This window comes from Streptomyces sp. ID05-26A, assembly GCF_033794685.1.
Classification (GTDB): domain Bacteria; phylum Actinomycetota; class Actinomycetes; order Mycobacteriales; family Pseudonocardiaceae; genus Lentzea.
Genome location: NZ_JARAYZ010000003.1, coordinates 291,708 through 301,449, shown reverse-complemented (window position 1 = coordinate 301,449; position 9,742 = coordinate 291,708). Strand labels below are relative to the sequence as shown.

General features: G+C 67.9%; 18 protein-coding genes. 8 read left to right on the top strand and 10 right to left on the bottom strand.

What is annotated here, in order from left to right:
• Positions 1–218: 218 nt before the first annotated feature.
• The 10 genes from PV646_RS28750 to PV646_RS28705 form a co-directional block, all read right to left on the bottom strand.
• Positions 219–443, bottom strand: a complete 225-nt coding sequence (locus PV646_RS28750) for a hypothetical protein (protein ID WP_500345406.1) — start codon at positions 441–443, stop codon at positions 219–221.
• Between the two features lie 106 nt (positions 444–549).
• Positions 550–948, bottom strand: coding sequence for a hypothetical protein (locus PV646_RS28745; RefSeq protein WP_500345405.1), 399 nt, complete (start codon positions 946–948; stop codon positions 550–552).
• Between the two features lie 2 nt (positions 949–950).
• The gene (locus PV646_RS28740; protein ID WP_500345404.1) at positions 951–1,151 is read right to left on the bottom strand and encodes a hypothetical protein; all 201 of its coding nucleotides are present in this window, start codon (positions 1,149–1,151) and stop codon (positions 951–953) included.
• The gene (locus PV646_RS28735) at positions 1,148–1,468 is read right to left on the bottom strand and encodes a hypothetical protein (protein ID WP_500345403.1); all 321 of its coding nucleotides are present in this window, start codon (positions 1,466–1,468) and stop codon (positions 1,148–1,150) included. The genes PV646_RS28740 and PV646_RS28735 overlap by 4 nt, the downstream gene beginning before the upstream one ends.
• The gene (locus tag PV646_RS28730) at positions 1,465–2,244 is read right to left on the bottom strand and encodes a hypothetical protein (protein ID WP_500345402.1); all 780 of its coding nucleotides are present in this window, start codon (positions 2,242–2,244) and stop codon (positions 1,465–1,467) included. The genes PV646_RS28735 and PV646_RS28730 overlap by 4 nt, the downstream gene beginning before the upstream one ends.
• 39 nt (positions 2,245–2,283) lie before the next feature.
• Complete coding sequence (locus PV646_RS28725; RefSeq protein WP_500345401.1) at positions 2,284–2,460, bottom strand: hypothetical protein; 177 nt, start codon at positions 2,458–2,460, stop codon at positions 2,284–2,286.
• Positions 2,457–3,404, bottom strand: a complete 948-nt coding sequence (locus PV646_RS28720) for a hypothetical protein (RefSeq protein ID WP_500345400.1) — start codon at positions 3,402–3,404, stop codon at positions 2,457–2,459. Before PV646_RS28720 ends, PV646_RS28725 begins: the two co-directional genes overlap by 4 nt.
• 29 nt (positions 3,405–3,433) lie before the next feature.
• Positions 3,434–3,604: a hypothetical protein gene (locus PV646_RS28715; RefSeq protein ID WP_500345399.1), complete on the bottom strand. Its 171-nt coding sequence runs from the start codon at positions 3,602–3,604 to the stop codon at positions 3,434–3,436.
• Positions 3,605–3,862: 258 nt separating this feature from the next.
• Positions 3,863–4,429: an MmpS family transport accessory protein gene (locus tag PV646_RS28710; protein WP_500345398.1), complete on the bottom strand. Its 567-nt coding sequence runs from the start codon at positions 4,427–4,429 to the stop codon at positions 3,863–3,865.
• A 134-nt stretch (positions 4,430–4,563) separates the two neighbouring features.
• Positions 4,564–5,400 carry a hypothetical protein gene (locus PV646_RS28705; protein ID WP_500345397.1) on the bottom strand — a complete coding sequence of 279 codons (837 nt, stop codon included), beginning with the start codon at positions 5,398–5,400 and terminating at the stop codon, positions 4,564–4,566.
• Between the two features lie 141 nt (positions 5,401–5,541).
• On the opposite strand from PV646_RS28705, the gene PV646_RS28700 reads away from it, so the two are divergent.
• From PV646_RS28700 to PV646_RS28665, 8 genes are all read left to right on the top strand, one after another.
• Positions 5,542–5,739: a hypothetical protein gene (locus PV646_RS28700; RefSeq protein WP_500345396.1), complete on the top strand. Its 198-nt coding sequence runs from the start codon at positions 5,542–5,544 to the stop codon at positions 5,737–5,739.
• Positions 5,740–5,744: 5 nt separating this feature from the next.
• On the top strand, positions 5,745–6,269 hold the full coding sequence (locus PV646_RS28695) for a DUF6879 family protein (RefSeq protein WP_500345395.1): 525 nt from the start codon (positions 5,745–5,747) through the stop codon (positions 6,267–6,269).
• Positions 6,266–7,123, top strand: coding sequence for a helix-turn-helix domain-containing protein (locus PV646_RS28690; RefSeq protein ID WP_500345394.1), 858 nt, complete (start codon positions 6,266–6,268; stop codon positions 7,121–7,123). The genes PV646_RS28695 and PV646_RS28690 overlap by 4 nt, the downstream gene beginning before the upstream one ends.
• 116 nt (positions 7,124–7,239) lie before the next feature.
• On the top strand, positions 7,240–7,470 hold the full coding sequence (locus tag PV646_RS28685) for a helix-turn-helix domain-containing protein (RefSeq protein ID WP_500345393.1): 231 nt from the start codon (positions 7,240–7,242) through the stop codon (positions 7,468–7,470).
• 74 nt (positions 7,471–7,544) lie between these two features.
• On the top strand, positions 7,545–7,820 hold the full coding sequence (locus PV646_RS28680) for a hypothetical protein (RefSeq protein WP_500345392.1): 276 nt from the start codon (positions 7,545–7,547) through the stop codon (positions 7,818–7,820).
• Positions 7,817–8,116 carry a hypothetical protein gene (locus tag PV646_RS28675; protein WP_500345391.1) on the top strand — a complete coding sequence of 100 codons (300 nt, stop codon included), beginning with the start codon at positions 7,817–7,819 and terminating at the stop codon, positions 8,114–8,116. Before PV646_RS28680 ends, PV646_RS28675 begins: the two co-directional genes overlap by 4 nt.
• A 148-nt stretch (positions 8,117–8,264) precedes the next feature.
• On the top strand, positions 8,265–8,594 hold the full coding sequence (locus tag PV646_RS28670; RefSeq protein ID WP_500345390.1) for a hypothetical protein: 330 nt from the start codon (positions 8,265–8,267) through the stop codon (positions 8,592–8,594).
• Between the two features lie 292 nt (positions 8,595–8,886).
• The gene (locus PV646_RS28665; protein WP_500345389.1) at positions 8,887–9,729 is read left to right on the top strand and encodes a hypothetical protein; all 843 of its coding nucleotides are present in this window, start codon (positions 8,887–8,889) and stop codon (positions 9,727–9,729) included.
• Positions 9,730–9,742 lie beyond the last annotated feature (13 nt).

The following is a 9,742-nucleotide window of genomic DNA, read 5'->3' as shown; positions in this document are numbered from 1 at the left end:
GCGCACCGCCGCCGGTATTGCGCGGGAACCACGGCGTCTCCGCCCCAAGCCCGTGGGGAGGTGTGTGGGTGGCAGCCGCGGGCCCCTGTTCCCCGCTGCCACTCGGCCCCTGGTCGTTCAGGTGGGGTCGAGCTGGACCGCCCTTAGCTGCCCGTCGTGCGGCACTCCTGCCCAGCCCCCTGGGGGCTGGTGGCGGTCCTGTGGAAGTCGGTGGGCTGTCAGTCCTCGGTCGGGGCGAACTGCAGGGTGTAGGCCTTGCCCTGCTCGAACTGGTCGGCCACCGCGCCCTTGAGGGTCATCTGCAGCGCCAGGTGCGGCGTCGCCGCGGCCCACTCCTTGTTGCGGCCGTCCTGATAGTCCGGCGCGAACTGGACGAGTACGTGCCGGTCGTCGCCCTCGCCGGACGTGACCTTGCTGCTGCAGCGCACCTTCGCGGTGACCATCGTGGACTCCCTTGCACAGCCGAAAGCCCCGGTCGCGGGAGGCGAGTCCGGGGCTTTGGGCAGACGTGTGGTTGGGACGGATCATGAACTGTCACATGTTGCGGTGTCAAGCACTGCGGCGTTTCTGGGCGCGGTCCGCGCGGTCCTGGCGTTGCTGGGCCTGGTGGTTGAGCACGTCGCGGGCGGTGTTGACCGGGCGTCCCGCGTCGTCGCGGCGGTCTGGCAGGTGACCGCGTGAGCGCCACTGGCGAAGGACGTTCTCGGTCGGGACGCCACCGAGGTGCTCGCTGAGGTCTCGGAGACGGTGCTCGGCATCAAGGTCGAGCTCGACGGGCTGGGGTGCGACCCAGGGTTCGCCGAGGGCGGTCAGCTTGTCGTCGATGCTGCGGACGAGGTCCGGGGCGAGCTTGAGCAGCTCGGCCCGGTAGGCGTAGCTGCAGCGGCGGGCACGGTCGAGCGGGCTGTCACCGGGGAATGGCCATGGAGTGCGGCGTTGCTTGATCATGGCTACTCCTCGATGCGGTGCCGCCCAACGGTGCGGTCGGTGGAAACGGGGACGATGAGGCCGAGCAGGGCCCAGCCGAGCAGGAAGACCGTGACGGTGTAGCGCCACGGCTCGCCGAGCCGCTCGAACAGCCAGGCCACAGCGGCGCCGGTGGCGACGAGGTGCAGCAGCAGGGCGTAGGTGCGCCACTGCTGGCCCGTCATGACCGTGGTTCCGGACGGCGGAAGGCCGCACCGAGCACGCCGGGAATAGGCTTGATCGCGCGCAGCAGCAGCCCGCCGCGCTGGACGTGCTGGCGTTCTCCGGGCGTCAGTGGGCTGGTCCTGGATGGTCGGCACCACTCGTGGGTGGGCTCAAGGTGCTGCGGCACTTGGTACATCTGGGACCGCGCTTCGCGGCTGCATTCGGGCGCTGGGCAGCGGATGATGTACGGCGTGGTGCCACTGTCCGCGTTGCGGGTCCAGACCGCGTGCTGGCTGGGGCATACGTAAGCGTTGATCATTCCGGCTTGTTCGGTCATGCGACGGCAACCTCGTCTCCGTACGCGGCCGCGAGAACCGAGGCAAGGCGCTCGTAGTCGTCGAGGGTCATGAGGTGGCCGCAGAGCTTGCAGCCGACCAGGTTGGAACCTTCCTGGCGCTCGAGCGCCAGCCGCTGGCAGAGCGGGCACGGCGACCACATTTTCTCGGCGCGGTGTGTTCGGCCGGCGAGCGCGGTGACCTGGTCGTGGAGGTCGAGCAGGCGCAGGGCACCGTCGACGCCGTCCTCGTCGCTGGTGACGGTGGGGTTGCGGCCGGAGAGGCGTTCGTCGTGGCCGTCGAGGCGCATCACGGTGGTGACCGGGACTGCGAGCAGCAGGGGCCAGCGGCCGGTGATCCAGCCGGAGGCGTAGCGGACGTGGTGGGAGCCGCGGCCGGCCTCGACGTAGGTCATGCCGGAGTGCTCGGCGACTGGGGCGGCCCAGATGTCGAGCTCTACGACGATCGCGGCCTGGAGGGCTTCGACGTTGAGGCGGATCGGGACCGCGAGGTCGCGGCTGCTGGACGCGTACGTGCTGAGCGGTCGGGAGGTCTTGCCCAGCAGCACTGACAGTTCCCAGTAGTCCGCAGGCAGCTGCTGCGCCGCGCGAAGCGTCAGGGTCACGTCCTGGCGGCACAAACCGTTCGGGCTTGTCGCCCAGGCCGGCATGCGCACGCGCGCGCTGTCGCCGTCCGGGAGGGTGACGCGCTGAGCGCGGGCATCGATGCAGTTCTTGCCGCGGCGGCAGCGGAGGCTGATCTCGTCAGGTGTGGTCACAACGGCCTCCTGCCGCCGCGGTGACCGATGGCAGGTTGATCATCGGGGCCTCCTGTGAATGGCGAAGCCGTGCTTGCCGATCGCGATATCCACGCCGATCACGCGGGCCTCGGTGCCTCCGTTCCAGACCGGACCGATCCCGATCCACGGGCCGTTCACCCTGCAGTTGCCATGCACGGTGACGTGGTCGCGAACGAACTGGCGCAGGCGCTTCACCGGGGCCTCCGGTGAGGATTGATCGCACGAGGTGCGCGGGCGTTGCGTGCGGCCGGGCCGGTGTTGCGGTTGCGCCGCAACCACAACGCGCGCTCCTGAGGATCGTCGGGCTCAACCTCGTGCAGCGTTCGCGCGACCTGCTCGACTGCGGGCGCGATCTGGCGGCACGCTTCTGCCCAGGCGCGGCCGACGACCTCCATGATTTCGCGCAGGTGGTCGACGAGCTCGGGTGGCAGCAAATGCACGCCAGGGCCGAAGACCACACGCATGCCGCTGCCGGCAGCAGCGGGGGCGATAGGGGTCGCGCCGTCGAAGTAGTAGCGGCGGATGGCCTCGGTGTCGACGTCGACCGCCCGGAACGACAGGGACACGGCATCGCTTCCGGGACGGTTCGCCTGCGATTCGACGCTCCGCCGCATCTCTTGCGCGAACCCGCGGAAGGTCGACTCGGTGACGGTGCCCAGCGGGCGCCATTCGACGCTGTTGAGGTCGAACGCCGCGCCCACGTTGGCGATGAAGGCTTGGCCGCCAACGGCGCGGTTGGCGGTCTCGTGTGCTTGGAACGTCACTTCGTCGATGAGGCCCACGGAGGCGTGCTGTCCGAGCAGTTGCTGTGCTGCTGGTGCTTGCTCGCGGGCGGCGTGGCGCTGGCGTTGTTCAAACGCGTGGGCGGCGGCCACCGCGGATTCAATCCAGCTGTGGCGATGGCGGCCTTCGACGCACGCGATGCAGGTCTCGGGATGGTGCAGTTCGACCAGGTTCGAGACGTGTTCTGGCTCGTCCTCGGGTTCGCTGTACGACGCGAGAGGTGCCGTGCGGGCGGCGGTCCACGCGGCCTGGCAGTAGTCGCTGCAGAAGTCGTCTGACGGGCTATCGCCGAGCGGTCCTTCGCACTGCTGGCAGCCGATCGCGGCGGCGATCGAGTCGATGATGTCGTGGTTCACGGCGGCTTCCCCCACGGCGGTCGTGCTGGTTAGGGGTGGTTGGTGCGGTCGAGGTAATCGGCTGCGGCGGCGTGGCCGGCCTGGCGGAGCTCGACGGCGATCGTGGCGCGGGCCAGCGTGAGGACCTGCGGGACTGTGGTGTCGAGGACGTCGATGACCGCGGCTCGGAAGGTGGGGTCTTTGGCGTCGGGCTCGTACATGTGGTGCAGCCTCCGGCGGCTAGGAGGAGTAGACCGCCACAGAATAGGCATGATCCACGCGAGATCGCATAAAACTCGCGTGGATTGAAATGGACCGCGCGTGTGTACTCATCGGTAATTCACGTGTGCGCAAATGCGGCGTTCTAGAATTGCGCTGGTAATCATTTGTTGCGGTGATTGTCGCGCTACCAGGCGCACGACACAGCCCCCGCCTCCGGCGCGAAGCCGAGTGCGGGGGCCTGGGGTCTGGCGGAGCTGCTACTTGCCCAGCGAGCCGATGTTGTCGTTGATCGTGACGACCGCGTACAGGCCCGAGGACTTGCCGTCCTTGACGACCTTGCCGTCCACGGTGATCTTGGCGGTGATCTCGGGGCTGTCCTTCCCGGCCTGCGCGAAGATCGACACCATCTGCAGGGCCTCCCCCGCAGGCAGTTCGAACGTCTTCGACCACGGCAGCTTGACATCGCCCTCCTGCTGAGTGGAGGTCATGCCGTCGGTGACGTACGTGATCGACTTCGCGGTACCGGCGCCGCCGACCTCGTAGACCACGGTGCGCTTCGCGGCCGGTGCCGGCTGCTTGGCGGGCGCGGGCGCCTGGGCGGCAGGCTGCTCGGTCGCGGTGTTCGCCGCGGGCGTGGTGCCCGAGGGCTTGCCGCCGTTCGCGACGCCGCTGACGATGATCAGGAGCAGGATCGCGCCGACTACCCACGGCCACTTTTTGGCCTTTTTCTTCGGCGGCTGCGGCGCGTACATGGGCTGCTGGCCGGGAGGCATCGGCTGCTGGAACTGCGGCTGATGTCCTTGTGGCGGCTGGGGATACGACATGGTGAACGGGACTCCCGACGCGTGATTCGGTGGCCAGCGGCGCGGCCTAACGATCCGCTTGTCGCGACTCTGCGTCACCTCGTTACCGCCGTCACCCGAACGGGCGATCAAGCGAGAGCGACCACGGGCGCCGGTCACGAGGCGGCACGTCTCTGCGGATGGCAGGTCGGGCATCGAGCTGGGCGGAAGTCCCGCGGCTCGACCTCGACCTCGATGTAGCGGGTCGTAGCGTCGCAGTGGCCACACCAGTCGGACGCAGGCGAGGGCGCCAACACGGTCTGGGCGGTGCGAAGGTCGTCCAGCATCGCCGCCAGGTCGCCGTTCTCGTGGCACGAGCGGAGCCAGGCTAGCGGCACCTGGACGTGCGGTCGGTCGCGGCGGACGTTTGCGATCAGGAGGTTGACCTCGTCCTCGGAGGCGCCCACGTCGGAGGCGAAGGACGCGATGCCCTTCACGCGCGGAGGAGGAAGATCCTCTTCTTCTTTCTTACCTACTGAAGAGGGACGCGGATTTCCGCGTGTTACCGATGGGTACAGGTCTTTCAAGGCGCGGGTTTCCGCGTCTTGAAAGCCGTCAACACGCAGTTCTCCGCGCGTTGGAATCTCCTCCATCACGCGGGAATCCGCATGTTGGGGCTTGCCCTCCACGCCACCAACACGCGGATGTCCGCGTGTTGGCTCAGCGTGCAACTGATAGACGCTCGGCCGGCCTTGCTGACCGCGGGTAAGGCGCGTGATCCAGCCGGCGCTGATGAGGATGCGTATCCCCTCGTTGACCTGGCGCTTGGACATGGCGGCCTCGACGGCTGTCTGGTCCTCGGTGGTCGTCACCTTGCCGGTGGCGTGGTCAGCGAGTGAGGCAAGCGCCGCGTACGCCCGCGCGGCAGGTACGCCAACGATCAGCTTCGGGAAGATCGCCGTCGGCACCATCACGCGCGGTACGTCACCCCGACGGATCCAGGGCTCGGTCACGGGCATCCGCCCTGCAAGAGTGCGCGCTCACGCAACCCCAGCCGTGCCAGCGTTGCATGAGCGCGCGTGGCGGGTTGAGTAAACGCTAGTCGCGAAGACATACTCAAGTCGCGATTTACCCATCGGACAGGGGAGCACGAGATGGCACTGCGCTGCTTGGCCACCGAGGCCTGCAAGGACGGGTACACCTGCCCCAGCGTCTGGGTCGACGACGCGGACCCGGACCACGTGATCGTCGTCGGAACGCTCGTCGAACCAGGAGACGGCATCCCCATGGCTGCGGGCGAGCGGGCGGTGCGCCTGCGGCGTGACACCGTGATCAAGGCCAACCTGGCGTAGGGCGAATGGACCTCAGCGACGTCGCCCGCATCTTCGAGCAGTCGACCGAATCCGCGTTCCGTCTGGAGACGCTGCCTCAGTACCTCGTTCCGCAGGAAGAGGACGCTCTGGCAGCGTGGCGGGCCGGGGATCGACAGCTCGACACACCTGCCGATAGCCCGTGGCTGGCGCGGGTCAAGGCAACCACCGATCAGGGCTATCGGTGGTCCCGAGTGCACGTGCTCGACTACCCGCTCTCGGAGTACTCCGAGTTCGAGCTGTTCGGCTACCAGGCCAATCAGGCTGCCGGCGAAGAGGTCTTTGTCGCGGACCGCAGCAGCTCTCCCGAGCTGGAGGACCTGCGTGAGGACTTCTGGGTCGTCGACGACGTCACGGTGATCCGGATGGTCTATGACGCCGAGGGCCGGTTCGTTCGCCCGGAGCTCCCGGACGACACCACCCCCTACTTGGAGATGCGGAGCATCGCATTGCGCCACAGCGACCCCCTTTCCGACTTCCTGGCGCGGCGCGAACCGCGGCTCATCGCATGAATGTCACGACCGAGGACCTGAAGAAGCTCGCGACGGCGCTGAGGAATCTCCGCGTCGACGCGGGCCTCTCCACGACCAAGCTCGCTGTGGAACTGGGCTGGTCGCAATCGAAAGTCTCGAAGATCGATACCGGGCGCACGAAGCCCGCGCCAGAGGACGTCGACGCGTGGTGTCGGCACTTCCACGCGCCGCCCGAGTTGAGAGAGGAGTTGATCAACATCGCCACCGCTGCTGCGGCAGTCGCTGCCGATTGGCGCCGCGAACTGGCCCCTGGCCGCCGCCGGAAGCAAGAAGACATCAGGCGAATGGAACAGGCCGCCTCGGTAATCAGAGTGTTTGCGCCGGATGTGATCGCCGGTTTGGCGCAGATCAGGCCCTATGTCGAGAAAATGTTCAAGCTCGGACGCAAGATCGAGACGAGCGACGAGCCGGACGAGGATGTCGTCAACGCCCGCCTGGAGCGAGCCTCTGTCCTGGACCGGACCGACAAGCAGTTCTTCCTGCTGATGGGCGAATTCGCCCTGCGTCGACAGCTCGTAGACCCCGCGCAGATGCGCGTGCAGATCGAGCACCTGATCGAACTGGCCAAGCGGCCGAACGTGGCCATCGAAGTGATCCCTTTCGCGGCCGACGAGAAAGTGCACCAGTACAACGGTTTCGCGATCTTGGGCGACCCCGACGTCGACGACGAAGCCATCGTCCTTGCAGAGACCCTGACGAGAGGACTCAGCATCCGTTCGAGTGACGAGATCCGGGAGTACGTCGCCCACTTCGAAGCCCTTCGCCTTGGTGCTCTTTCGGGCAGTGACCTGCACTTCTTCCTTCAGGAGGTGATCAAGGGCCTCCCCAGGTGATTCCTGGTGACCAAACCTAGTCTTGCTCTTCCAACAAGGCGGAGACTAGCATCGTGAACGCCACGAACACCACGACGAACACAACGAACTTTGAAACGACCCGAGGAGGGCGCCCGATGGGCAGCCAAACCACTCAGGGACTGGACCCCGACGAGCCCCTCTACACGCTCGACGAGATCGCAAAGCCCCTCAGGGTGAGCGCCGTGACGCTCCGCCGCCGGATCGCAGACGGCGAGCTCAAGGCGTTCCGCGTCGGTCGCGGATGGCGCGTGAAGCAGTCCGAGCGCGACGCCTACTTCGAGCGCATCGGGTTCCTCGCCACCAGCCACGAGCCCCAGTCCGCCTAGAACGCAAAGCGGCCCCGGCGAGCGTGCAGGCCCGCCGAGGCCGAGTTGATCCACCTCACGCGAAAGGTTGAACCGTGCGCGATTCTGCCATCTTCTCCCCCACGAGCAACACCATCCAGGCCACCCCGCCGGCCGTCCAGGTCCTCGGTGTCCTGTCCGCCGACATCGGCCAGGTGTTCGTGTCCCTCATGCGCGACGACGACGGCGCCACGTACTTCAACCTGGCGTTCGAGAGCGCCGGCGAGATGGTCGACCTGGGCCTCAACCCGGCCGCCGCGTACGGCTTCGCCGCCCTCATCTGCGACCCCGCGGTCAACTTCGCCCCGCCGTCCACACAGGACGCGCGATGACCATCACGGTCACCCTCGACGAGGTCACCTCCACCACCTCCTCCCACACCGCTACCCGCTACCCCGCCACGGGTGTGGGCGCCGGCTTGTGGTCGGTGTCGTGGCTGCCCGGCCGGATCCTCACCCGCGACGAGGCGACCACCGCGATCCGGATCGCCGAGCTCGCCGACGACTTCGACGAGACCTCGCTGTCCTGCCTGTCCCGCTGGGCCTACGAGCTCGGCCTCGACGCCACCCAGGCCTGGGACATCGTCAACAGCGCCACGCCTGCCACCCCGGTCGGCGCGCACCGATGAACCCGCACGTCATCAACGCCCTGGTCGCGCTGCTGCTGGTGGCGCTGCTCGTGATCGTGCTCATCGCAACCGGCCGCATCCCCGGCCCCGGATGGCTGACCTGACCTGCAGATCACCACGACTGCTCCCAAGAACAGGAATCCCGCTGATGTACCTCGCCGACGCCTACGACGCCAAGTGCAAGGCAGACGACCTGCTCAAGCAGCTGGCCAACGCCGAGAACCTGACCGTCGAGCAGCACCGCGCCGCAGCCAACGACCTGCTCGCCTGCGCCCAGATGATCGCCACCCGCGACAGCGCCGACCACGCCGAGTACCGCACCACGGCACAGACCCTTGCCGCGCTCGCCGTCGCCCACTCCGCCGTGGCCGGCATCCCGCAGCCCGCCCCGGCCTGGCCGACCACCGAACCCGCGCCCACCCCTGCCGCTCCGCCGACCAGCCGCGTGCAGTTCAACCGCGACGGCTACCAGGCCTGACCCTCTGCTCAGCCCGCCCGCCCTTCCTCCAGACGCCACCCATAACCGAAAGGACCCCCGATGGCCTACGAATCCGACGCCCAGATCCTGTGCAGCTTGGTGGTTGGTCAGCTCGATGAGCTGGACGAGGCCGACGCCGACAAGCAGACGGATCAGGACGACTAAGACCCGTTCGTCGCCTCACCCCCACTCAGGCGGCGAACTTCCCGGTCGTCTCGTCCGTCCTACCCCCTCCCGCGTGCGAGGACGGACGAGACGACCACCACGCCCAGCACCGAAAGGACCACGTCCGATGCATCCGGGGTTCGTCCCGCAGTCCCAGCCCACGCCGCCGGACTTCCAGCTGCGCAAGCTGACCCGAGTCGCCTACGGCATGAGCGTCACCACCGGCGGCATCGGTCAGGTGTTGTTCCTGGGCGCGGTGTTCGGCGGCGGCGGCTGGTACTTCGCCGCGGTGGGCCTGGCCGCGTTCGCCGAGTTCGTGATGGCCGCCTCCGGAGACGCCTCCCTCGACCACCGCGTGCATGGCCGTGCCTGGAAGCTGATGCTGGCGCTGTCGCTCACCGTGGCCGCCTATGCCGCCGCCAACCAGGTGCTGCACTTCTGGCACCAGAACAAGGCGCTCGCCGCGACGTTCGCCGGCGCATCGGTCGCCGGGTTCCTGCTGCACATCCTCGACGGCCACATCAAGGCCGCCGCCTACCTGCGAGACCTGCGGGCCTGGCACGACGCCCAGACCAGCACGTCCGAGTCGACCCCGGCTCCACGCAAGACCGCCGCAGCTCGCACCACCAAGCCCACCGCATCGACGATCAGCGCAGCCGCGGCCGACGCGCCCACCGTGGTCATGCCGGCCGCACTCGACACCGCTCCCGAGCATTTCGTGCCCGCCGAGCCGGTCGAAGCGCTGCCGACGGGGAACGTGCTGCCGATCAGCTCGGCCAAGGGCGTTTCGCAGCGCGAACTGGTGTGGCGCTGGTTCGCCGAGCAGGTCGACGCCGCAGGCGGCGACGTGAACGCGGTGACCGGACCCGACCTGGTCGCCCAGTTCGGCGCCGAGCACCTGCGCAAGAAGATCAGCGACCTCCGCAAGCGCTACCTCGAAGAGCGCACCGCCACCGCAGTCAACGAATAGCGCCCGAGCAGGG

What these genes read in the sequence shown, in the direction of transcription:
- PV646_RS28675 (WP_500345391.1), top strand. Translation starts at nt 7,817, where the DNA reads ATGACCATCACGGTCACCCTCGACGAGGTCACCTCCACCACCTCCTCC.
- PV646_RS28735 (WP_500345403.1), bottom strand. Translation starts at nt 1,468, where the DNA reads ATGACCGAACAAGCCGGAATGATCAACGCTTACGTATGCCCCAGCCAG.
- PV646_RS28700 (WP_500345396.1), top strand. Translation starts at nt 5,542, where the DNA reads ATGGCACTGCGCTGCTTGGCCACCGAGGCCTGCAAGGACGGGTACACC.
- PV646_RS28710 (WP_500345398.1), bottom strand. Translation starts at nt 4,429, where the DNA reads ATGTCGTATCCCCAGCCGCCACAAGGACATCAGCCGCAGTTCCAGCAG.
- PV646_RS28750 (WP_500345406.1), bottom strand. Translation starts at nt 443, where the DNA reads ATGGTCACCGCGAAGGTGCGCTGCAGCAGCAAGGTCACGTCCGGCGAG.
- PV646_RS28740 (WP_500345404.1), bottom strand. Translation starts at nt 1,151, where the DNA reads ATGACGGGCCAGCAGTGGCGCACCTACGCCCTGCTGCTGCACCTCGTC.
- PV646_RS28665 (WP_500345389.1), top strand. Translation starts at nt 8,887, where the DNA reads ATGCATCCGGGGTTCGTCCCGCAGTCCCAGCCCACGCCGCCGGACTTC.
- PV646_RS28685 (WP_500345393.1), top strand. Translation starts at nt 7,240, where the DNA reads ATGGGCAGCCAAACCACTCAGGGACTGGACCCCGACGAGCCCCTCTAC.
- PV646_RS28715 (WP_500345399.1), bottom strand. Translation starts at nt 3,604, where the DNA reads ATGTACGAGCCCGACGCCAAAGACCCCACCTTCCGAGCCGCGGTCATC.
- PV646_RS28670 (WP_500345390.1), top strand. Translation starts at nt 8,265, where the DNA reads ATGTACCTCGCCGACGCCTACGACGCCAAGTGCAAGGCAGACGACCTG.
- PV646_RS28745 (WP_500345405.1), bottom strand. Translation starts at nt 948, where the DNA reads ATGATCAAGCAACGCCGCACTCCATGGCCATTCCCCGGTGACAGCCCG.
- PV646_RS28690 (WP_500345394.1), top strand. Translation starts at nt 6,266, where the DNA reads ATGAATGTCACGACCGAGGACCTGAAGAAGCTCGCGACGGCGCTGAGG.
- PV646_RS28695 (WP_500345395.1), top strand. Translation starts at nt 5,745, where the DNA reads ATGGACCTCAGCGACGTCGCCCGCATCTTCGAGCAGTCGACCGAATCC.